The following is a 22,902-nucleotide window of genomic DNA, read 5'->3' as shown; positions in this document are numbered from 1 at the left end:
ATATTTGCAAAATCTGGTGATGTTGATTTTATCCAAAGAGTTAAAAATTCGAAATTAAGCGGATTTGTCCATAGTACATTTAACAGAACGTTTAATATTTTTTGCCGAGAAAATGGTGAACTATATACCATTTCATGCAGCCAGATGGTAAATAGGCCTTATACGATCGTAATAGAAGAAGATCGTTTTGAAAAGCTGAATTTAGAGGCAAACGACTTGGTATACAGTAACAATCACATTCTATATATTGCAGATAAAATGGCTATTTCAATAGAAAGGTTTGAATATTGGAAGAGTATTTTACCAAAATACCCTTTCAATTTGAAAATATTGAAAATTAATATAAATAAGATGAAGAGTTATATTGACATTCATGGTAAAAGCGGCGGAATTAAGAAAGCTTTATCCCAGAGCCTCATTGAAAAAGAAATGTCTAATCTGCTTGAAAAAAGGACAAATCTGCTTTTTAGTGAACTGTTAAAGAATCGAATGTCCAATGCATTACAGCATGCGGTTTCATTAATAGGTCTTGGCCCTGGATTAACCCCCTTTCAAATCCTTTATATCAATTGCATAGGAACCAATCTGAATTGCTAGGTAAGAACATAAAATCATCAACATTGGAGGTAAAATAATGGGGAAATTAGTTATTGTTGCTATTGGTGGTAACTCATTGGTAAGAGAAAATGGACGTAACACGATTCAAGACCAATATGAAGCAGTACAAGAAACGGTAGTAAATATCGCAGATATGGTTCAAGAGGGCTACAATGTTGTCGTTACACACGGAAACGGGCCACAGGTCGGATTTGAGCTTCAAAGATCTGAAATTGCAAATGAAGTAGCTGGTATGCCTGCAATTCCACTTGTTAATTGTGTAGCGGACACCCAAGGTGGTATTGGTTACCAAATACAACAGGCCTTAACGAACGAATTTACAAAAAGAGGAATCAACAAAAAAGTTGCTACTGTCATTACACAGGTTGAAGTTAGCATGGATGATCCTAATTTCAAAAAACCGACGAAACCCGTAGGTTCATTCTTTACGCTAGAGCAAGCTGAAGAGATGAAAAAGGAACATCCAGACTGGATTTTTATTGAAGATTCAGGCCGTGGTTATCGAAGAGTTGTTCCATCACCAAAACCAATTGATATCGTTGAAAAAGATGCTGTAAAGTCATTGATTGATGAGGGTTATGTGGTGATTGCTGTAGGCGGCGGCGGAATTCCGGTAGTTAAAAAGGATAATAACACGTACGAAGGAATTGACGCAGTCATTGATAAAGATTTTGCTACAAGCCTTTTAGCGGAACAAGTCAATGCTGAGACTCTGATTATTACGACAGGTGTTTCAAGAGTTTGTATCAACTTCGGTAAACCTGATCAAAAGGCATTAGAAGAAATTACTGTAGAGGTAACAAAAAAATATGTCCTGGAAAACCACTTTGCTCCCGGAAGTATGCTCCCTAAAATCGAGGCAAGTCTAAACTTCTTAGAAAAGAATGGAACTAGAGTCATTATTACAAATCCAGAAAGCTTGAAAGATGCGATCAACGAAAACGCAGGTACTCATATTATTAAATAATTTATTAAAGCAACTATGAAAAGCAGCCAACATTATGTCTAAAGTTGTTTTTTAGTTTTTAGAAAACCAGACTTCATTTTTCATTTAATATCATTGTTAACGGTTAAGAGCTAAATAGTTTTGATTAAAAAATATATTCCATAAGGAGGAAATGTATGTCAAACAATAATGTTGATAACAAACTATTGGATCCGGAGTTCGAACACTCTCCTGTGCCAAAAGAGTATCGAAAAAGTTTATCTTCTGTAGGAGCGGTTTGGTTTGGTTTTCCGATGGTTTTGACAAGTGCAGTAATTGGTGGAATTATCACAGCTTCGATTGGATTTAAAGCAGGTGCCCTAGCGATGCTGATTGGTAACCTCTTGTTGTTTCTTGTAGTAGGCTTACTAAGCCACGAAGCTGGCCGTACTGGAATGAACTTTGCCATGATTGCTCAAAGGTCATTTGGACGTTCAGGGTATTATGTTGTTTCAGGATTGCTTTCTACGGTCGTAGTCGGGTGGTTTGCTCTTCAGATAGGGCTCACCGGAGCAACGATGCATGGATCCTTTGGTGCTAACCTGTTCTTGATGACACTCATTGGAGGGATCCTGTATATAGCCATAACCTATATCGGTATCAAAGCATTGTCTATTTTGGGATGGATTGCCACACCTATGTATTTTTTAATGGCGATTATTGCGATCGTTCTCGCATTCAGGACTGGTAATTCAAATATTCTTGACTATCAACCTAGTGCAGGTGCGGGAACCATGTCTTTTGGAGCAGCAATCACTTTGGTTTTTGCTGGATTTGCGGATTCGGGTACGATGACAGCCGACTTTACACGTTGGTCAAAAAATGGCCGTGAAGGGCTGCTATCAACCATTTTTGCCTTTCCAATCGGAAATTTCATTGCAGAACTTGTAGGTGGAATCGTCGTCGCCACTGGTGTTATTCCAAATCCTCAAAGTAACGGTGGGGATTTCATGAGAGTATTATCAGGACATGGTCCGTTACTAACGATCTTGGCTATCCTATTTGTCTTTATCAATTTGGGATCTGTAGGTTCACATTGTTTGTATAATGGCGCAGTTGGCTGGTCACATATGACCGGCAAAAAAATGAGATTGGTGACTATCATAATAGGTATTATCGGTATTATAATCGCTGTTTCTGGAATTTATAATGTTTTTTATAACTGGCTAGTTCTGCTAGGGGTTATTGTTCCACCGATCGGAACAATATTAATTATGGATCAATTCATTCTACGCAGTAAATTCAAGGGCCAATCCCCTACTATAATTGGTTGGAAAGCGTTGCCATTTGTTACCTGGGCATTGGCTTCAGCTATCGCACTTTTACTCAACTATTATGCCCCAAATTATTCAGTAGCTATTTTTGGAATTCTCTCTACAGTCGTGTTCTATGGTATAGGTAATTTATTTGTTATCCGTGCCACTGTTGCAAACTCTTAAATTTACAAAGGCTGCAATGCAATTTAGCCAGTAAAAATTATTAGAACTTAGGTTATAAAGTTTATTTTTTTTAGGATAAATTGAAAGGAAGACGGTTGGGATTACTTAACAACTTATTTGGTAAAGATCCGGAACATCAGAAAGTAAATCATACTTTGAAGATATGTCTTGAAAATATAATAACGCCATTCTTACTGAACTTAGCACAGTAGAATGGCGTTATTATGTTTCTTTCCAAGAGCTTGTATGTCCCTTAAAGGAGATTGAAGTTTTCACTTTATGCGGATAAATGAATTTGAGGAAATTCATTTACCTGATAAAGTGCAGCTTGAACAATTGGGTTATCAAAATCTTTTTCAAATACATGCTCTACATTAGGAATTGTAATTAACCTGGTTTTTACTTCTTCTTTTATGAGGGCAGCCCTCATAAAAACAGATTGTTCTTAAGGTACATCTGTGTCCTTAGTCCCGTGCAGCAATAAGGTTGGCGGATAATCCATAGTTATATGATAGATAGATCAAAACTGGAGGAGATCCTCTTTATTATAGTTGGATTAATACCTGTTATTTCCTGAATCCATGTACCATGTTGGTCGCATATATATATAGGAAGAATCGCGTTTAGATTTATTTTGCGGGCTCCTATATTTCTGCTTCTTCCATTGACCAAATAACCTGGTCTTTTTTTAATAAATTGAAATACATAAAAATAGTAAAAATATTAAAAAAAGTAGTATTAATTGTAAAAATAATAGCAATCATCTTTTTCTTATAATGTAAATAGGGGTTTGCTGCATTAGATGGTCTTTTTGGACCGAGGAAGATTACAATTATGCCAGATTGAAAGGGGAATGATAATGAAAACAAAACTTAAAGGCAGATATGTGATCGGCTTTGATGGCTACGACCATGTCATCCTCCATGATGCCGAAGTCGTATACGAAAATGATACAATTATCTATGTAGGGAAAAGTTTCCCAGGTGAAGTAGATGAAGTGATGGATGCCGGTAATGCCGTCATTAGCCCGGGATTTATCGATTTGAATGCTCTTGGCGATATCGATCACGATATTTTACATCTGGAAGCAGGCACGAAAAGGTCTAAGAATTTACTTTGGTCAGCAAACTATGTAGAAAAAGGTCAACAAGAAGTTATGACGGCGGAGGAAGAAGCGTTTAAATCTTTATATGCTTATTCCCAGCTCATTCTGCACGGAATTACTACTGCGATGCCAATCACGTCTGTTTTTTATAAAAAATGGGCGGAAACATACGAAGAAATTGCTGCTGCTGCTCATCATGCCGGAAATCTCGGCCTAAGATTGTATGTCGGACCCAGCTATCAATCCGGAATCAGGGTCGTCTGCCCGGATGGAACGATTAAACTATATTGGGATGAAGAAGCCGGGAGAGCTGGATTGGAGCGGGCAGTCAAGTTTATTGAAGAATTCGACGGTGCTTACAATGGTCTGATTAGAGGGATGCTTGCCCCGGAACGTATTGAATGTCAAACAACTGAAAGCCTGCAACAGACCAAATATTACAGTGAAAAATTGGGAGTTCCGATTAAGCTTCATGCTGCCCAAGGGAGCTTTGAATATCACTCAATACTCAATACCTATGGTGTAACTCCGATTCGCTATTTATACGATCTTGGATTTTTGGGCAGAAAGACAGGAATCCCGCACGCTCATTTTATTGCTGGATACAACGAGGCTGAAGGCGGAGAGGGAGATGACATTTCCCTTTTAAAGGAAACAGGAACAACCGTTATTCATTGTCCATTGATTATCGGAAGACATGGTTCTGCTATGGAGACATTTGCAAAGTATAAACGTTCAGGTATCAATCTCGCAATCGGTACAGATACCTTCCCGCCGGATATATTCCAGAACATCCGAACCGGCAGCATGCTTTCAAGACTTCAGGAAAAAGAGGTTGAGGATTCAACATATGCAGACCTTTATCGGGCCGCAACTATTGGCGGGGCTGAATTCCTTGGAAGGGACGACCTAGGCAGAATTGCACCGGGAGCGAAAGCAGATCTCATTGCGGTTGACCTTGATGGATTTCATATGGGTGTTATTGATGATCCAATTCGGACGATGATGGTAAGCGGTACGGGCAGAGATGTGAAATTGTCGATTATTAACGGCAGGATGGTCATGAAGGATCAAAAAATCCCGAACCTCGATTTAGACGAAATCAAGACAAAGGGACAAAAATATTTTAATAAAATGCGGAAAGGATATTTGGAAAGGGATTACCAACAACTGCTGGAAAACGAATTGCTTCCGCCTTCTTTTAGAATTGTAGAGTCTATATAAAAAAGTAGAAATTTTTAAAAATTAGGTAAAAATATTAGAAATTAATAGTCTGAATATTTTTTATAATTAGAAAAACGCAAAAAATATTCAGGGGGTTGTTTCTATGAAGGTTAAATGGAAATTTGTCACTGTCATCCTGATTTTAGCTATTGTGATGAGTGGCTGCTCTACCAGTAAGGATGCAGGCACCATTACGGAGAAAAAAGGAACTGCTGGAAAACAAGGTGGCACATTAGTGATTGCCCGCCAATCAGATGCAGAGAATCTTGACCATCAGTTTATGTCAACGATTAATGCCGCGAGTATCACCCATCGGAAAATTTATGAAGGCCTTGTCGGACGTGATAAAAACTCCGAAATCCAGCCTCTGCTGGCTGAAAAGTGGAAACAGCTCGATGATACGACATGGGAATTTTACCTCCGAAAAGGCGTAAAATTCCATGATGGTACACCCTTTAATGCTGCTGCAGTAAAAGCAACTTTTGACAGGATGCTGGATCCGAATGTAGCCTCTCCGAGAGCAGTTGTTTTTAAAATGGTTAAAGAAGTGAAAGTTATCGATGACTATACCGTTCAATTCATTTTAAAAGAGCCGTTTTCGCCGTTGCTATCCATTTTAGCTAACCATGAAGGCGGAATAATCAGTCCGAAAGCTATTGAGAAGTATGGTAAAAATATTATTCAAGAACCTTCAGGAACCGGTCCATTTGTCTTTAAATCCTGGACTCCAGGGCAGGAAATTGTATTAACGAAAAATGAGAATTATTGGGGCGAAAAACCGAAAGTAGATAAGGTTGTGTTTAAGGTAGTGCCGGAAGAAACAACTAGAATCTCGATGCTTCAATCAGGTGAGGCACAAATCGCCGAGCCGCTTTCTGTAGCTCAAATGGATACAGTGAAAGCTTCTTCCAATGCGGAAGTCTATCAAAGTGAAGGGTTCGGGACAGAGTACATCGGCTTTAATGTGACAAAGAAACCATTTAACGATGTCCGTGTTCGTAAAGCGATTGCTCACGCGATTGAAATGGATTCGATCATTAAAGGTGTCTATAATAATGTCGGGAAAAAAGCAAACTCATTGATGGGATCGAAGGTTTTCGGTTATGATGCCGATTTGAAGGCTTATAACTATAATCTTAATGAAGCGAAGAAATTATTGGCTGAAGCAGGCTATCCAAACGGTTTAGAGATCACCTTGAAGACGATGGACAACAAGGAAAGGGTGAATCTGGCTGAAGTCATTCAATCGCAGTTAAATGGAATTGGAATCAAGGTGAATGTGCAGGTAATGGAATACGGTACGTTCGTTAGTCAGGTTAATAAAGGCGATTCCGAAATGTTCATCCTTAGCTGGAGAAATGCAACCGGCGATGCCGACTATAATCAGTACAACTTATTCCATACCGCATCACAGGGGCCTGCAGGAAATACGTTCTTTTACAGCAATAAACAAGTTGACAGCTTAATAGATGAAGCACGTAAAGAAAAAGATTCGGAAAAACGGATTAAACTTTATGCAGAAGCGCAGGAATTGGAAATGAAGGATGTTCCATATATTCCAGTGCGGGTGATTGAAAACGTCGCAGCCACGACCAAAGATATCGAAGGCTTTTCAATCAGCCCATCAGGCTATCTAGAAATAAACTATGTGCGGTTTAAATAAAGGATGGCAAAAGGGATATCTCAAAAGGGTAACCCCTTTTGTCTGTTAACTTCAAGAAGGGAGAAAAATTAACATGAACAAGACTTATTGGCTTAAGAATGCACGCTTGGAGGTTGGTTTCGTAAAAGAAAATGAAAGGGTAGCAGGCACCGAAACGGAGCTATTTCATTTATTGATTGAGGATGGAAAAATTGCAAAAATAGTAAAAGAAAGTGAACCCCTTTCAAATGATTTTCCGGTGGAAGATGCAAAAGGGTTGCTGCTGCTCCCATCTTTTATCGAAAAGCATGTTCATTTGGATAAAAATCTTTTGGGTGAGAAGTGGCGGGCCTGTATTCCAGCATCAGGTGTCATTGAGCGCTGTGAAATTGAAAAAAATATTTTGGCATCCATTCCTTTAAGCACTCAGGAGCGGGCGCAAAACTTGCTTGATGTATTACTTGCTTCCGGATCAACTCATGTTAGAACGCATGTCGATATTTATCCGGAGGCTGGTATTCGAAATTTGGAAGGGGTCAAGCAAGCCCTTGAAAACTATTCCAACAAGGTAAGCTCGGAGATTGTTGCCTTTGCACAGCATGGCCTCCTTCGTCAAGGAACGGCACAGCTGATTAGGGAAGCTGTGCGAAATGGTGCCGGACTTGTCGGATCAGTCGACCCGGCAACGGTGGATCAAAACATTGAGGCTTCCTTGGTACAGTTGATGGATCTGGCAGTGGAAGGCAATGCCGGAATCGATTTGCATCTTCATGACCCTGGTCATTTGGGAACTTTCACAATGAGACGACTGGCCCATTTAACAAAGCAGGCTGGTTGGGAAGGAAGGGTGGCCATCAGCCATGCCTTTGGTCTCGGCGATGTTTCGAAAGAGGAAGCAGCCGAAATGGCCGAGATTTTAAAAGATGCCGGCATTTCGATTGTGACGAGCCTCCCAATCGGCAGGGCAATCCCCCCTGTTGATCTATTAAGTAAGCATGGTTTAGAAGTAGCAGTAGGGAATGACAATATTTATGATACATGGTGGCCGACAGGGAACGGAGATATTTTGGAGAGAGCTGGGCGTCTCGTTGAAATTTTTAGGTGGACTAATGAGGTTTCCTTATCTCAGTCTCTAAGGTATATTACGAGTGGGAAAACACCTTTGGACAAGGATGGCAAACAGGTTTGGCCAAAGCCGGGGGATGATGCCGATATGGTACTGGTAAACGCAAGCTGTTCAGCAGAAACTGTCGCAAGACGCTCCAAGCGGCAAGCGGTGTTTTATAAAGGTAATCTTGTATCGGGTTCATTAATTGAATAAAGCGGGTAAGGAAAAAGGACTCTCGTTTTGAGAATCCTTTTTCTTTGTTAACCAGTACTTATTCCTGGTAAACACGTCTTCTATTAAAAAGAAGAACATAAATCCTATAGAATAAACAAACCAATCCGGGAAGCGCAAAACTGACCCAAATCGATTGCATACTTCCGATCAATGGGATGACAAGAAAACCGCCTGCTATCCCAGCCAGGGATGCGAATGAAATCGCGTTTGGAACGGAACCTTTGCTGAGGATGATATATATCATTGGAATGATGATTGCGGCATAGATATTGCCGAAGAAAAACAATAATTCCATCGGGTCCGGCGAAAAACTGCTGACAATTACCAGTAGTACGAGGCAGATGGTGCCTGTCATTAAATACGTCCAGTTCCATTTTTCCTTTTCCGTCAACATGCGGAACAATTGGATCATATTCCTGACTCCAAGCACAGCTACTGCATGAAGCTCTGAACTTGCGGCAGAGGATATGGTACTTAAACAGAATAGAGCAAATAGGACAATTAAAAAACTCGACTGAAGTTCATTAATCAACTCAAACATTAAAGTATAGATGTTTTTAAAGCCCCCCCCGAAGAGAACAATCATGACCAGTGTTGACAATGCCAAAGGAATAGTTGCCCAAATAAGCCCAGCTAGTGTAAAAGTTGCACGAACTTTTTCCTTTCGGATAATATAAACTCTTTGCCATGTCGCACAATCGATTAGCACTTGTCCGAATCCGATTAAAATTGCTGTAAAAATAAACCAGACTGCGTCGTAATTTTTATAAAATAGCAAATACGGATGATATAACTTGATCCCTTCATAAACGGGATGAACACCCTCATGGATAAAATAATAAACAGGAATGATAATTACCGCACCAAAAATGATTGTGACATTTACACCGGCCATACGGCTCAGCCAGCCCATACCGCCAATGCCGCTGATTACAAAACAAATAGCCAAAAAGATGAACAAGCCGTAGAAAACGGGAACAGGATAGATAAGGTGTAAAAGAATACCTGCCCCCATTACTTGGATAAAGAGGGAATAGAGGCTCGTGATCATTAGAATGGTTACCATATACCAATAACCTGCAATAGACAATTTAGCATGAAGAAAATCGCCTATCGTATGATGCTCATCCGATGCGGCACGAATTTTTTTTGCTAATAATCCGAACAAAATAAGCCCGAGTGACCCCATCAGTGAATAACCGACTACGCCGGTAAGTCCGTATTTCATTAACGTTTCCGGCGAAGACAGAATCGTATTACCCGTTACCCATCGGGCAATCAAACTTACCACCCCATAGGCGACTCCAAGCTTGACAGCCCCTGTCATGTAAAATTGATAATTTCCTTTCTTCAATGATAAATCTCCTTTAAACGATAATCGCGCGGCGATATTCCCGTCACTTTCCGAAACATTTGACTAAAGTAATGCTGGCTGTTAAAGCCGCATTTATCGGAGATACCGCTGATGCTCATGTCAGGATATTGAATTAACATTTTTTGTGCGGCTTTCAAGCGGATGTTGTTTAAAAATTCAGAAAATCCCATTCCTACCTCTTCCTGGAATTTTCGACTTAAGTAAGCAGGATTTATATGAATTCTGGATGCCAAATAATTTAAGGTTAGTTTTTCACTGTACTCGGTTTGAATGATTTGAATCGCATGATTAATTAATTCTGAAAAGCCGGCAATCCGTTCATATTTTGTGAGAATTTCATTAAGTTCATCTTCAATCACAGGTTTTGTAATATAGTCGACCACTCCGAGTCTGAACGATGTCCGGGCATATTCGAAATTTTGAAAGGCGGTTACCATCACAATATCCATTTTATGGTTTCGTAAGAGCTCTACCGCCAAATCCAAACCGGATTTACCGGGAAGATGAATATCCAAAAATGCAAGAAAAATAGTAGTCTGTCTGGCAATTTTGAGTGCCTGAGATGCATCACTAGCTCTGAAAACCGCCCAGGCCGGGAATCTTTTATGAATAAGGTACTCTAGTTGATCCAATTCCAAAGGCTCATCATCAACGAGCAAAATGTTCATCATTTTCTCCCACCTTTCTATTTGAAGTATATGGAAAGATGGCAAGTGCATTGGTTCCGCCATCTACATCTAGTAATTGGATGGATGTGTGTTGATTTGGAAACAACAATCGTAAACGTTTTTTGAGATTTTCCAGACCAAGTCCGCTTGAATCCGTACTAAGTTGCACGGAGCTTTCGGAGGAGTTATTCCATACGGAAACACGGACATCCTGATCCTGTTTGCTAATATCAATGTTGAGAATTGCTTTTCCCGGAATTTTTTCAAAGGAGTGCTTAAAGGCATTTTCAACAAATGTTTGGATCATAAAGGGAATAATCACTGCTTCTTCCACTTCAGAATCAATTGTAATTTGAAATTGGAGCCTGTCCCTGAAGCGTATTTTCTGGATCTCCAAATAATAGCGCGTGTAGGCGAGTTCTTCAACTATCGGTACAATTGAGCCGCTTTTTTGGTACTTGAATTTAAGCAATTTGGATAAAGTTTCAATCGAGCTAATTAATTCCTTCTTCCGATCGAGTCTTGCCAGGCTTAAAATAGAATTCAGTGTATTAAAAAAGAAGTGCGGTTGTATTTCTTGATTCAATTGATTAAACTTTGCAGTTTCTAGCTCTCTTTCAAGGGCGATCTCCCGCTTTTGATTATTAAGAAGGTCAATCCGCTTTTCAAAAATAAACAGAAAAAGCAGGATAAATGCCCCAATTAATGGTGCCAGCACGCAAAGCATAATGAAAAAGGAGAAGGTGTCCAAACTAAACATTATATGCCGCTCCCTCTTGAAATATATAAAAAAGAGAGTTGTTCAACTCCCCTTATTACTATTACCTTTATTCTACAAAATTTTTAATTTTAAAAAAATGTTTTTTAATATTTTTTAATGTGAGATAGTCAAATAAAGCTTTTCTACAAAATGGCAACTGACAAAATGTTTATTCTCGATTTCCCGAAGAGGAGGTTCCTCCAACTTGCATTTCTCTGCAGCAAACGGGCAGCGGGTGTGAAAACGGCATCCAGTTGGCGGGTTCAGTGGGGAAGGAACGTCACCCTTCAGTAAGATTCTCTCCCTTTTCAATTCAGGATTCGGAACCGGGATAGCCGATAATAGTGCGTTGGTATAGGGATGAAGCGGTGAATCAAATAATGCCTTTTTCTCAGCTATTTCAACGATCTTACCTAGGTACATCACCATAACCCGATCCGAAATATGCCTGACAACACTTAAATCATGAGAAATAAAGAGAAATGTCAGCTGAAACTGCTTTTGTAGTTTTTTCAATAGATTAAGAATTTGTGCCTGGATTGAAACGTCCAATGCTGAGACAGCTTCGTCGCAGATAATTAACTTCGGATTAACCGCGAGTGCCCTGGCAATTCCAATCCTTTGGCGCTGACCGCCGCTGAATTCATGTGGATAACGATCCAATGCTTCCACAGGCAATCCTACATACCCTAGTAGTTCAAGCATCCGATCCATTCTTTTTGCTTTTGGGACAACCTGTTGAATGGCCATGGCTTCATTTAAAATTTGCTTGATCGTTTGCCGCGGATTAAGGGAGGCAAACGGATCCTGAAAAATTACCTGAAGATCGCCGCGTAATTTTCTCATCTGGCTTTTATTTAATTCAAGAATATTTTCATCGGAAAAATAAACCTTTCCTGATGTTGGTTCATCTAGCCTTAAGATCGCCCTGCCCGTAGTGGACTTTCCGCAACCCGATTCACCAACGATGCTAAGCGTTTCTCCTTCAAATAAGTGAAAGGAAATATCATCGACAGCTTTTACATATGTTTTCGGTTGGAACAAGGATTCGGTTTTAACAGGAAAATATTGTTTTAAATTTTCAACTTGCAAAAGGACTTTCTTCTCTGTACTTGTTTTCATTATTTGACAACCTCCTCTTTTTGGGGTTGATCTTCCCATAGGTCTGTATATTTCCAGCAGCGGACCTTCACATTTTTGTCCAGTTCAATCAGGTCTGGCTTCTTCTGAATGCAAAGTGGCTGTCGAAATGGACACCTGGAGGCAAAGCGGCACCCTTCCGGCATATTGTATGGGCTTGGCACCGTACCCTCGATGGTTTCGAGCTCGTCCATGTCTTCATGAATTTTAGGAAGCGAGTTCAGCAACCCTTGAGTATAGGGATGAAGCGGATTTGAAAAAATCTTATCCGTCGGTGCATGTTCAACGATATTTCCTGCATACATGACAGCCACATTATCACATGTTTCAGAAACCACTCCAAGGTCATGAGTGATCATGATCACACCCATTCCCAGCTTGATTTGAAGTTCCTTGATCAACTCCAAAATTTGTGCCTGGATTGTCACGTCCAGCGCTGTTGTCGGTTCATCCGCAATTAATATTTCAGGGTTACAGGCCAGAGCCATCGCGATCATGACCCGTTGCCGCATCCCGCCGCTTAACTGAAATGGTTCTTGTTTGGCCCGCTTTTCCGGGGAAGGTATACCGACTAATTTCAGCATTTCCACTGCTTTGTTCCACGCATCTTTTTTACCCATTTTTTGATGCAGCCGCAGTGCCTCGGCAATTTGTTCGCCAACGGTAATGACGGGATTGAGCGAAGTCATGGGCTCCTGAAAAATCATTGAAATCTCGTTTCCTCGAATTTTGCGCATTTCATCTTCTGAAATCGTAACTAAATCTTTTCCTTTATAAAGGATGGACCCCCCGGCAATTTTGCCTGGCGGGGACGGGATTAAGCGTAAGATGGAAAGGGAGGTCATACTTTTTCCGCAGCCAGATTCACCTACGATTCCAAGAGTTTCTCCTTTATGGAGGACAAAATCGATTCCATCTACTGCCTTGCTGATCCCACGTTTTGTATTGAAATGGGTTTTTAGCTCATTAACCTCTAATATAGGTTCTTGTTTTACATGCAAGATGAACACCACCTTCTAATTTAATTCAATCCGTTTATTAAAGAAGCGATAGAAAATATCAACAAGTAGATTCACAATCACAAAGATGAGGGAAGCAACAAGGACACCGCCTTGTACCATCGGTAAATCCCTCATTCTGATGGAGTCAACAATCATTCTTCCAAGCCCATTGATCGCAAAGATCGATTCAACAATAACGGTTCCGCCAAGCAATGCCCCGAACTGTAAGCCAACTACGGTAATAACTGGGATAAGCGCATTTCTTAAGGCGTGTTTATAAATGATGACCCGCTCGCGCAACCCTTTGGCCCTTGCAGTCCGGACATAATCCTGACGAATGACTTCAAGCATGCTAGACCTTGTCATCCTCGCCACGATTGCCGCTCCTCCTGCCCCAAGCGTGACAGCCGGAAGTATGATATTTTGCCAGCTTTCCCAACCAGCAACTGGCAGGATTTGCAGCTTAACAGAAAATAAATACATCATCATTAAACCAAACCAGAAACTTGGCAGTGAAATACCAAGCAGGGCAATAATCATAACACCGATATCTGTCAAGGTATACTGTTTAACAGCTGAAATAATCCCTGCAATCATTCCTAATACAATGGTGATTAAAATACTGTAAAATGCCAGCTCCATTGTAATCGGTAGTCTAACCAAAATTTCATCGAGAACCGGCTTGCTGTTTTTTAAGGAGACACCAAAGTCACCTTGAAAAATATGAATCAAGTAATCGAAATATTGAATATATAATGGACGATCTAATCCAAGCGATTCCCTTAGCGATTGGATTGCTTCTTTCGAAGCACCCTCCCCTGCCATTAAAACAGCCGGATCACCGGGAACGAGATGCATAATAATAAAGACAACAAAGGTTACACCGACTATAACAGGAATGGTTTGTAAGAGCCGACGGATAATGAACATTAACATTGATTTTTAACCTCCTTATAAATGCTGGATTACTTTCTCATGCGAGGATCGAATACATCCCTTAGTCCATCGCCAAAAATATTAAAGCCGAGTACTAGAATGGACATTGCCAAACCTGGGAAGAGAGCCATAAAAGGCGCTGAAAAAATGAAATCTCTTCCGTTGCTAAGCATCGTCCCCCATTCTGGAGAAGGAGGCTGGGCCCCAAGACCAAGGAAGGATAGGCCTGCAGCCGAAAGAATCGCCGTGGCCAATCGCAATGTTCCTTGAACGATAATCGGTGATAAAATATTTGGGAATATATGTTTGAAAATAATCGTAATGTCATTTGCTCCTAGAGAGCGAATCGCGTCAATATACTCGAGCCTTTTTACTTCAAGGGTGGATCCCCTGACGATTCTCGCAAACAAAGGAACAGAGAATATGCCAACCGCGATGGTTACATTGATTAAACTTGGTCCAAGAGCACTAACAATCGCAAGAGCTAACAGGATACCCGGGAATGCTAGCAAAACATCCATCGTTCGCATAATAATTGTATCAGTCCATTTTCCGTAATAACCTGCAATCAGTCCGAGGATGATTCCAAAAAAGGCGCCAAATAATACGGCGGCGAATCCGACGCCCATTGAAAGGCGGCTGCCGTAAATAATTCTGCTTAAAATATCTCTTCCTTTATCATCCGTCCCCATCCAGTGTTCCATTGATGGCGTCAGGAGTTTATTCGCTAAATCAACCTTATAAGGATCGTATGGAGCAATAAGCGGAGCAAATGTGGCAATTAATACATAAAAGACAATGATAAGTCCACCAGCCATGGCTGCTTTATTTTCCATTAATACGGAAAGTGATTCCCTCCATTTTGCTGATTTTTGTAATTTTACCGTTTTCGACAATTCCACCTGCTGTTCGGCATTTACTTCTGCGTTCATAAAATTCCCCCTAAAATTTTTTCAATATAAATAAGGCAGGATTTAGTGTGGTAAATCCTTAATGTCCCTCCTTCTTTTTTGCATACAAGAAGTATGTTCAAATTATCAAAATTATCGACAATATAAAATATTTTTTGAATTGAATGTCAATATTTTTTAAAAAGATGTAAATATTCTGTAAATATTCGATTAATTCATCTTCTATAATGCAGATAAGCAGTCACTAAAGGGACAGCTTAGAGCTAATTACAACATAAAGAAGGGGGAGAAGAAAATGAAGAAACGAGCATTTAAAAACAGCATTTTGCTTGTATTGATCGGATTAATGCTGGTCATTGCACAAGCTTGTTCAACTAAATCAAATGCTGGAAAGGATACGGCAGCTAAACCAGAGAAAGCAAAAGAGGGAGGAACGTTAACCATCGTTCGTACTTCGGATGCAACGAAGCTCGATCCGCAATTTATTACAGATATCCCGTCTGCAGATATTATCTATGAAAAAGTTTATGAAACATTGGTTGTACCGGATAAAGATATGAAGATTCAACCGCTATTAGCTGAATCTTGGAAAGTGGACGGTACGAAATGGGAATTCAAACTAAAAAAAGGTGTAACCTTCCAAGACGGTGCTCCGTTTAATGCAGAAGCAGTAAAAGCTACCTTTGATCGTCTATTGGATCCAAAAACCGGATCCCCATCCCGTGCCAAGTTTGCCATGATTAACGAAGTAAAAATTATCGATGATAATACAGTTCAATTCGTACTTAAATATCCGTATCCGCTTTTATCGATTTTAGCAAGCCAGGAAGGCAGCATCATCAGCCCGAAAGCATTGAAGGAGAGCCCTCAAACTCTTGCACAGCATCCGGTTGGAACAGGCCCATTCGTTTTTGAAGCTTGGAAATCCGGTCAAGAAATTTCACTAACGAAAAACGTGAACTACTGGGGCAAAAAAGCAAAGATTGACCGTGTTGTTTTCAAGATTGTTCCCGAAGATGCCACCCGTATGGCAATGCTTGAAACCGGTGAAGCCCAAATCAATAATCAAGTTCCTGTAACAGAAATTGATAGAATCAATGCCTCCGATAAAATCGGCTTATACCGTACGGATGGACTTGCTGTTGAATATCTGGGCTTTAATGTAACGAAAAAACCACTTGATGATGTAAGAGTACGCAGAGCAATCAGCCATGCGATTGAGAGAGCTTCTATTATTAAAGGTGTTTACAACAATGTTGGGACACTGGCAAACTCAGCAATGAGCCCGAAAGTATTCGGCTACAGCAAAAATGTGAAGCCTTATGATTATGATTTAAATGAAGCGAAGAAATTGTTAAAAGAAGCCGGGTATGAAAAGGGCTTAAGTTTAACATTGCTGACCAGTGATCGTAAAGAAAGAGTTAACATGGCCGAAGTTATCCAATCCCAATTAAAAGGAATTGGCATTGACGTGAAGGTTCAGGTTTCAGAATATGGTGCCTATATTGATTCGCTTGGTAAAGGCCAATTTGACATGCAAATCGGCGGCTGGGGTAATGCAACCGGTGACGGCGATTATAACCAGTACAATTTGTTCCACTCCGCCTCAATTGGTCCGGCCGGGAACAATTTCAGATACAGCAATCCGGTAGTGGACAAAACCATCGAGGCTGCTCGTCAGGAAACAGATGAAACAAAACGCAAACAGCTCTATGAGAAGGCAATGAAAACTGAATTGGAAGATGCAGTCTATGTTCCGATCCGCAACTATGAAAACTTGGCTGCTTACAACAAAAAGATTGAAGGCTTCTGGGAAAATCCTGTAAGTTATCTCATGATTAACGATGTAACTATTAAGTAAGTTTTTTATAAGAGGCACTTAACACATGTTGGTGCCTCTTTGCCATCATTAGATAAAAATAAGAGGAGGATATTTGAATGAACACATTCTGGATCAAGAATGTCCGTTTAGAGAAGGGCTTTAAATATGAAAATGGCCGAATTACCGGCACGGAGACGGAAATTTGCCACCTGAAAATTGCTGAAGGCAAGATTGCGGAAATCAGTAATCAGGCACCTGCTCCCCAAGAAGCTCAGATAGACGCCGGGGAAAGGCTACTTTTACCTTCATTAAGGGATATGCATATTCACATTGATAAAACGTATTATGGCGGCCCTTGGAAAGCATGCACTCCACTGACAAAAGGGATTTTTACACGGCTCGAAGAAGAAAAGGAACTTCTACCAAAGCTTTTGCCAACAGCGCAGGAGCGGGCGGAGAAGATGATTGAGCTGTTACTGAAAAATGGGCATACCCATATTCGGACGCACTGTAATGTTGATCCTGTCATTGGTTTGAAAAACCTCGAAGCAACCGTGAATGCACTTGAAAAATATAAAGATGTGGTTACCTTTGAAATTGTTGCCTTTCCGCAGCATGGTTTGCTAAGAAGTAATTCGGTTCAACTCATCCGTGATGCCATGAAAAACGGGGCGACTCATGTCGGCGGTGTCGATCCGGCCACAGTGGACAGAGATATTGAAAAATCGCTTGAAACGATTTTCGACATTGCCGTTGAAGCAGGCAAGAGTGTCGATATTCATTTGCACGATCCGAACACATTGGGGGCGTTTACGTTTGAGCGAATGGCCCACTATACACAAGAGGCTGGTCTGAAAGGGAAAGCCACGATCAGTCATGGAATCGCACTCGGGGATTTACAAGGAGAGGCACTTAATGAAGTAGTGGCAATTTTAAAAGATCAGGAGATTGACGTTACTACAACTGTTCCTGTTAATCGGCCAACGATTCCAATCCCTGCGCTTGATAAGCTTGGAATTGCGGTTTCCACTGGCCACGACAGCATCACCGATCACTGGTCTCCGTTTGGTACAGGAAATACAATCCAAAAACTAAGCATTCTAGCTGAACGCTTCCGCTTTGTGGATGAATTTTCATTGGCATCAACCCTAAAGTATGGGACCGGCGGAATTACTCCATTAAACGAACGAGGCGAGCGGGTCTGGCCTAAGGTTGGTGATGATGCAACGATGATGCTGGTAAATGCAACATGTTCTGCTGAAGTGATTGCAAGGCGGTCTGCCATCGAAGCTTTGTATTTTAAAGGAAAAAAAGTAGAAATCAAGCTGGAAACGGTACTGGCAAACTAACAGCGGGGAGGTATAAAAATGAGATCAGTATATTGGTTAACGAATGTTCGGTTGGAAACCGGATATATAAAGGATGAAAATGGAGTCTATGAAACAAAAACCGAACTGCATCAATTGAAAATAGAAGATGGAAAAATTGTTGAAATCCATAAGAACGGAGAAGAGATTCCAGCAGGTGAAGTGAAAGTGGATGGCAAGGGACTATTAGCTGTCCCAACCTTTAAAGAAATGCATAATCACTTGGATAAAACCTATCTTTCCATTGACTGGAAATCTTGCATCCCGGTTAAAAATCTTAAAGAACGCCTTTACTTAGAAGCATTAGAACTGGAAGAGCTTGAACCAACAACAAAGCAAAGAGCTAGTGCGATGATTGACCTGATTCTGTCCAGCGGTTCAACCCACATTCGTACCCATGTAAATATAGACCCCTATATCGGTCTGAAAAATCTTGAGGGGGTTTTGGCTGCGCTTGAAGATTACTCTGATCGGTTAACATATGAAGTCGTTGCTTTTCCTCAGCACGGATTGTTAACGGAAAACGTGATTCCGTTAATGAAGGAAGCGATGAGATCAGGTGCCACCCTTGTCGGCGGATTAGACCCGGCTGGGATTGACCGTAATATTGAAAAATCACTTTATGAAACGATGAATCTGGCAACAGAATTTAATGCGGATATCGATATTCATCTGCATGATGGCGGGCATTTAGGATTTTATACGGTAGATAAATTTGCGGAAATGGTAGAAGAGGCAAAATGGCATAACCGTGCTGCTGTCAGCCATGCCTTCAGTTTGGGTGAAGTTCCTATGCAGCAGGCTGAAGACCTTGCCGATCGGCTCAGCGCCCTTGGGATGTCAATCATGTCAACGATTCCAATCACAAAGTCGTTGCCGCCAATTGAGATGTTGGATAAAAAAGGGGTTAAGGTTTTTTTGGGATGCGACGGGTTTTATGATTCCTGGGCTCCATTTGGCACTGGAGATGTGCTGGAAAAAGTAACGAAATATTGTGAATTATACAGAAAAAGCGATGAGCGGTCGCTTGCCCAAGCAATGAAGTATGCGACTGGGGGACCGACACCATTAAATAGGAAGGGTAAGGTCACCTGGCCGCTTGCAGGTGATGAAGCAAGCCTTGTCCTTGTTCATGCCTCATGCTCTGCTGAGGCTGTGGCAAGAACGTCAAAACGTGAAGCCGTCATTTTTAAAGGAAAAGTCGTCTCCGGCCAATTATAAAGACCTGAAAAAGAAGCTGTACCTTGATGGTGCAGCTTCTTTCTTCAATTTAATAGGTAAAGATCCAAATGATAATAATCTACTCTTCCAAAAATGTCACTTTTCCATCCACGGACTCTATCAGTTAATTTTTCTTTCCCAATTAATCACGTAATATCTAGAACTGTAACCAAGTCAAAATCGTTTGTTTTATGACTCACATTATCATAACTTAAGGAAAATGATGCTGATTTGTTAATGGTATTTCTGGTAGATTGGTCAAGCTCTTGTCAAACCTGTAGGAAATTAAAGAAGCATCAAGAGATGGAAGCCAATCTTTATCAGTTCACTAAATATTTAAGGTTAGTAATAGGAAGTTCACTTATAAAGAGGAACATATTAAATAAAGCAACATTTATCTCTCCCTTTTTTTACTATTTTTTCTTGCAAAACCCAAATCGTTATTTGTATAATAATAAAAGCAGTTAATTTAAAATATTCTGAAAAATATTTTTATAGGATGGTGATTGATTTCAATTATCCTTTTTTCTTCTAATATTAATCCGCTATTTCAATCTTTTTACTATTTTCGGTTTACAAACGGTTGACTCAGTCTTTTATTATTGATCCTTAGAATGTATATTTTACGGTTTTTATGAGGGGGGGAAATATCTTTTGGAAACAAAAGAAATTAAAGTCAATTCCGAAAGCGATTACAGTTCGATTGTTCAATCATCTTCGTTTCAAACATTACTCTCAGCAAAGAAAAAATTTATCATACCTTTCACCATTTTCTTCTTCTGTTTTTATTTTGCATTGCCTATTTTAACCTCTTACACAGAAGTATTAAATCACACATTTATTGGCAGTATTACTTGGGCATGGGTTTTTGCATTTTTACAATTTGTCATGACTTGGGTTTTATGCGTTCTTTACTCCAAAAAGGCAGCCAAATTCGATGAATTAGCTAAAAAGGTTTTAAAAGAAGGAGGTAAGAACTAATGAACACTACTGCATTTATTATGTTTCTCTGTATCGTATTTGTAACATTAATTATTACTTTCTACGCTTCAAAACGCACAAAAAATGCAAGTGAATTTTACACCGCCGGCGGGGGCCTCACAGGCTGGCAGAATGGACTTGCCATCGCTGGAGATTATATGTCTGCGGCATCATTTCTTGGAATAGCGGGAGCAGTCGCTTTAACAGGATTTGATGGTTTCTTTTATAGTATTGGTTTCCTGGTTGCCTACCTTGTAGTTCTCTATTTAGTTGCAGAACCGTTGCGTAACCTTGGGAAATACACATTTGCTGATATGATTGCTTCTAGATTTGATGCAAAGAAAATTCGTGGATTTGCCGCAATGAATACCATGGCTATTTCTATTTTTTATATGATTGCTCAGCTCGTAGGGGCAGGCGCGCTTATCAAACTATTATTAGGATTGGATTATACTACATCTGTTTTAATAGTTGGCGTTTTAATGACCGTTTACGTTATCTTTGGGGGCATGCATGCAACGAGCTGGGTGCAAATCATTAAGGCCATCCTATTAATGGGCGGTACCTTTGCAATCTCCTTAGTTGTTTTAGCAAAGTTTAACTGGTCCATTACAGAAATGTTTGACCAAATGAAAACAGCAACACCGTTAAAAGAAGCATTTTTAAATCCAGGTGTTAAATACAAGATCCCGCTTGATACGATATCGTTAAATATGGGACTTGTACTTGGGACAGCGGGGCTGCCACACATCCTTATTCGTTTCTTTACTGTCAAGGATGCAAAAACAGCACGCTCGTCAGTGGTTTATGCTACGTGGATTATTGGAATCTTTTACGTTATGACGATCTTCCTTGGCTTTGGCGCTGCTGCATTTGTAGGTACGAGTCAGATAGTAGCAGCAAACCCCGCCGGTAACATGGCAGCTCCACTATTAGCAAAGGCTCTAGGTGGAGACATGCTGTTTGCCTTTATTTCTGCCGTAGCATTTGCGACGATCCTAGCTGTTGTTGCAGGACTTGTTTTGACAGCTGCTTCTGCTTTTGCACACGATTTCTACAACGAAATCCTTCGCAAAGGGAAGGCAACAGAAAAAGAGCAGTTAAAAATGGCGCGCTTGGCAGCTATTGGAGTTTCAGTCGTGTCTATTATTCTTGCATTGGGTGCGCAAACACTTAACGTAGCCTTCCTTGTATCACTTGCTTTTGCTGTTGCTGCAAGCGCAAATCTGCCAGTTATTATCTATACCATTTACTGGAGACGTTTTAATACTACTGGTGCAGTATGGGCAATGGTAGTTGGACTTATTTCTGCAATCGGCTTGGTTCTCATCAGTCCGAGTGTTATTAGTCCGGAAGCAGGAAAAGCCATTTTTGTTGGTAACCCAATATTCCCATATTCAACTCCAGGAATTATTTCGATACCACTCGGGTTTATTGCCGGATACCTCGGAACCATTTTCTCCAGCCAAAAAGCTGATGTGAAAAAATATGAAGAAGTATTGGTTAAATCTAACACTGGAATAGGTATTGGCCAATAATAGGATCACAAAATGTAGATTATTAAAAGTGAACAAACCTACATCTTTAATAAAATTGTTTTCTACAATCAGCAGTCAAGTCATGTGGAGTACGTCTCGTAGATAATTTTATAAGAAGAATCAGGAAAAATTTAAGGATTTCCTGCCCCATTCAAATGTAGGGGCGGCAAACCGAAAAGGCCATTTTATTTGATGGCCTTTTTTTGTTATTGGGATTATTTGGTTATTAACATGTTTATTAATAAAACACTGAACAGAACATTGGTTATCATCATGGTCGGACTACTGAGATAATTAAAATTGTTTAGGATAAAGAGGGGTGAACCGTACCATAAGTAATTGAGGTTTTTTTATTGACTAGTTTCAACGTCAAGAGAGAAGAACAGGAAGACAAAATCATTGTTGAATTAAAAAATGCTAAGCCTATATAAAGGAATTCGGGGAGGTTACTAGTATTAGAATGTGTTCGTTTAGGAGAATCTGCACTCCTAAATGAGCTTGAAATTATCCAAGATATTTTTTTAGAAATAGCCCCTTCATCTCAGTTTGAACATTTAAATTGTTCATATGATTGTAACAGTGGATTATAGTAGCTATAGAAAAATTCCAATATAATAAAAGAGTAAGGGAAGAAAGCGATTTCATCGTTTACCTACGTTGGCTAGGAATGCTTCTCTATTTTTAAAAGTAGTATTAAGTATATGATTAAGGGGGGAATCGATATATCAGTTTTAACAAAAATAGGTTGTGAGGTTGCTATTATTTTTGATACTGACATAATTGCAGAAGTGGGCTTACAATTGACTTTGGTGCCTTCTCATGTCCCC

General features: G+C 40.1%; 18 protein-coding genes. 11 read left to right on the top strand and 7 right to left on the bottom strand.

Going from position 1 to position 22,902, the window contains the following annotated elements; translation table 11 throughout:
* Positions 1-144: 144 nt before the first annotated feature.
* The 6 genes from BN1082_RS08765 (at position 145) to BN1082_RS08740 (ending at position 8,334) form a co-directional block, all read left to right on the top strand.
* The gene (locus BN1082_RS08765) at positions 145-597 is read left to right on the top strand and encodes a hypothetical protein (RefSeq protein WP_176699713.1); all 453 of its coding nucleotides are present in this window, start codon (positions 145-147) and stop codon (positions 595-597) included.
* A gap of 37 nt (positions 598-634) precedes the next feature.
* Positions 635-1,585, top strand: a complete 951-nt coding sequence (arcC, locus tag BN1082_RS08760; protein WP_090633466.1) for a carbamate kinase — start codon at positions 635-637, stop codon at positions 1,583-1,585.
* Between the two features lie 155 nt (positions 1,586-1,740).
* Positions 1,741-3,042, top strand: coding sequence for a purine-cytosine permease family protein (locus tag BN1082_RS08755; protein ID WP_090633464.1), 1,302 nt, complete (start codon positions 1,741-1,743; stop codon positions 3,040-3,042).
* Positions 3,043-3,901: 859 nt separating this feature from the next.
* Complete coding sequence (locus BN1082_RS08750) at positions 3,902-5,371, top strand: amidohydrolase family protein (protein ID WP_090633462.1); 1,470 nt, start codon at positions 3,902-3,904, stop codon at positions 5,369-5,371.
* A gap of 103 nt (positions 5,372-5,474) precedes the next feature.
* The gene (locus tag BN1082_RS08745) at positions 5,475-7,034 is read left to right on the top strand and encodes a glutathione ABC transporter substrate-binding protein (RefSeq protein WP_090633461.1); all 1,560 of its coding nucleotides are present in this window, start codon (positions 5,475-5,477) and stop codon (positions 7,032-7,034) included.
* Positions 7,035-7,107: 73 nt separating this feature from the next.
* Positions 7,108-8,334 (top strand): amidohydrolase, encoded by a 1,227-nt coding sequence (locus BN1082_RS08740; RefSeq protein ID WP_090633459.1) that lies wholly within the window; start codon positions 7,108-7,110, stop codon positions 8,332-8,334.
* 58 nt (positions 8,335-8,392) lie between these two features.
* On the opposite strand, the gene BN1082_RS08735 is transcribed toward BN1082_RS08740, so the two are convergent.
* The 7 genes from BN1082_RS08735 to BN1082_RS08705 all read right to left on the bottom strand — a co-directional run bounded on the left by BN1082_RS08735 (position 8,393) and on the right by BN1082_RS08705 (position 15,167).
* Positions 8,393-9,709 (bottom strand): SLC5/6 family protein, encoded by a 1,317-nt coding sequence (locus BN1082_RS08735; RefSeq protein ID WP_090633457.1) that lies wholly within the window; start codon positions 9,707-9,709, stop codon positions 8,393-8,395.
* The gene (locus tag BN1082_RS08730; RefSeq protein WP_090634905.1) at positions 9,706-10,398 is read right to left on the bottom strand and encodes a helix-turn-helix domain-containing protein; all 693 of its coding nucleotides are present in this window, start codon (positions 10,396-10,398) and stop codon (positions 9,706-9,708) included. Before BN1082_RS08730 ends, BN1082_RS08735 begins: the two co-directional genes overlap by 4 nt.
* Positions 10,379-11,158 (bottom strand): sensor histidine kinase, encoded by a 780-nt coding sequence (locus BN1082_RS08725; RefSeq protein WP_090633455.1) that lies wholly within the window; start codon positions 11,156-11,158, stop codon positions 10,379-10,381. The genes BN1082_RS08730 and BN1082_RS08725 overlap by 20 nt, the downstream gene beginning before the upstream one ends.
* Before the next feature lie 114 nt (positions 11,159-11,272).
* A complete protein-coding gene (locus tag BN1082_RS08720) occupies positions 11,273-12,280 on the bottom strand; it encodes an ABC transporter ATP-binding protein (RefSeq protein WP_090633452.1) in 1,008 nt (335 codons plus the stop codon).
* On the bottom strand, positions 12,280-13,299 hold the full coding sequence (locus BN1082_RS08715) for an ABC transporter ATP-binding protein (RefSeq protein ID WP_090633450.1): 1,020 nt from the start codon (positions 13,297-13,299) through the stop codon (positions 12,280-12,282). The genes BN1082_RS08720 and BN1082_RS08715 overlap by 1 nt, the downstream gene beginning before the upstream one ends.
* A 15-nt stretch (positions 13,300-13,314) precedes the next feature.
* Positions 13,315-14,235, bottom strand: a complete 921-nt coding sequence (gene nikB, locus BN1082_RS08710; protein WP_090633449.1) for a nickel ABC transporter permease — start codon at positions 14,233-14,235, stop codon at positions 13,315-13,317.
* A gap of 29 nt (positions 14,236-14,264) precedes the next feature.
* Positions 14,265-15,167: an ABC transporter permease gene (locus BN1082_RS08705; protein WP_090633447.1), complete on the bottom strand. Its 903-nt coding sequence runs from the start codon at positions 15,165-15,167 to the stop codon at positions 14,265-14,267.
* Between the two features lie 274 nt (positions 15,168-15,441).
* On the opposite strand from BN1082_RS08705, the gene BN1082_RS08700 reads away from it, so the two are divergent.
* The 5 genes from BN1082_RS08700 (at position 15,442) to BN1082_RS08680 (ending at position 22,075) form a co-directional block, all read left to right on the top strand.
* Positions 15,442-17,007, top strand: a complete 1,566-nt coding sequence (locus tag BN1082_RS08700) for a glutathione ABC transporter substrate-binding protein (RefSeq protein WP_090633445.1) — start codon at positions 15,442-15,444, stop codon at positions 17,005-17,007.
* Positions 17,008-17,084: 77 nt separating this feature from the next.
* Positions 17,085-18,317, top strand: coding sequence for an amidohydrolase family protein (locus tag BN1082_RS08695; RefSeq protein ID WP_090633443.1), 1,233 nt, complete (start codon positions 17,085-17,087; stop codon positions 18,315-18,317).
* Positions 18,318-18,335: 18 nt separating this feature from the next.
* Complete coding sequence (locus BN1082_RS08690) at positions 18,336-19,556, top strand: amidohydrolase (protein ID WP_090633441.1); 1,221 nt, start codon at positions 18,336-18,338, stop codon at positions 19,554-19,556.
* Positions 19,557-20,210: 654 nt separating this feature from the next.
* Complete coding sequence (locus BN1082_RS08685) at positions 20,211-20,537, top strand: DUF485 domain-containing protein (RefSeq protein ID WP_090633439.1); 327 nt, start codon at positions 20,211-20,213, stop codon at positions 20,535-20,537.
* On the top strand, positions 20,537-22,075 hold the full coding sequence (locus tag BN1082_RS08680; protein ID WP_090633438.1) for a solute symporter family protein: 1,539 nt from the start codon (positions 20,537-20,539) through the stop codon (positions 22,073-22,075). Before BN1082_RS08685 ends, BN1082_RS08680 begins: the two co-directional genes overlap by 1 nt.
* The last annotated feature ends 827 nt before the right edge of the window (positions 22,076-22,902 follow it).

Origin of the sequence: Neobacillus massiliamazoniensis (assembly GCF_001048695.1) — a bacterium.
Taxonomy (GTDB): Bacteria; Bacillota; Bacilli; order Bacillales; family Cytobacillaceae; genus Neobacillus; species Neobacillus massiliamazoniensis.
The sequence above is the reverse complement of the archived record's forward strand: the minus strand, read 5'-3'. Positions and strand labels throughout refer to the sequence as shown.

Coding starts and splice junctions, on each gene's coding strand:
- BN1082_RS08740 (WP_090633459.1), top strand. CDS start 7,108: ATGAACAAGACTTATTGGCTTAAGAATGCACGCTTGGAGGTTGGTTTC.
- BN1082_RS08765 (WP_176699713.1), top strand. CDS start 145: ATGGTAAATAGGCCTTATACGATCGTAATAGAAGAAGATCGTTTTGAA.
- BN1082_RS08750 (WP_090633462.1), top strand. CDS start 3,902: ATGAAAACAAAACTTAAAGGCAGATATGTGATCGGCTTTGATGGCTAC.
- BN1082_RS08745 (WP_090633461.1), top strand. CDS start 5,475: ATGAAGGTTAAATGGAAATTTGTCACTGTCATCCTGATTTTAGCTATT.
- nikB (WP_090633449.1), bottom strand. CDS start 14,235: ATGTTAATGTTCATTATCCGTCGGCTCTTACAAACCATTCCTGTTATA.
- BN1082_RS08690 (WP_090633441.1), top strand. CDS start 18,336: ATGAGATCAGTATATTGGTTAACGAATGTTCGGTTGGAAACCGGATAT.
- BN1082_RS08680 (WP_090633438.1), top strand. CDS start 20,537: ATGAACACTACTGCATTTATTATGTTTCTCTGTATCGTATTTGTAACA.
- BN1082_RS08725 (WP_090633455.1), bottom strand. CDS start 11,158: ATGTTTAGTTTGGACACCTTCTCCTTTTTCATTATGCTTTGCGTGCTG.
- BN1082_RS08755 (WP_090633464.1), top strand. CDS start 1,741: ATGTCAAACAATAATGTTGATAACAAACTATTGGATCCGGAGTTCGAA.
- BN1082_RS08720 (WP_090633452.1), bottom strand. CDS start 12,280: ATGAAAACAAGTACAGAGAAGAAAGTCCTTTTGCAAGTTGAAAATTTA.
- BN1082_RS08730 (WP_090634905.1), bottom strand. CDS start 10,398: ATGAACATTTTGCTCGTTGATGATGAGCCTTTGGAATTGGATCAACTA.
- BN1082_RS08705 (WP_090633447.1), bottom strand. CDS start 15,167: ATGAACGCAGAAGTAAATGCCGAACAGCAGGTGGAATTGTCGAAAACG.
- BN1082_RS08700 (WP_090633445.1), top strand. CDS start 15,442: ATGAAGAAACGAGCATTTAAAAACAGCATTTTGCTTGTATTGATCGGA.
- BN1082_RS08695 (WP_090633443.1), top strand. CDS start 17,085: ATGAACACATTCTGGATCAAGAATGTCCGTTTAGAGAAGGGCTTTAAA.
- arcC (WP_090633466.1), top strand. CDS start 635: ATGGGGAAATTAGTTATTGTTGCTATTGGTGGTAACTCATTGGTAAGA.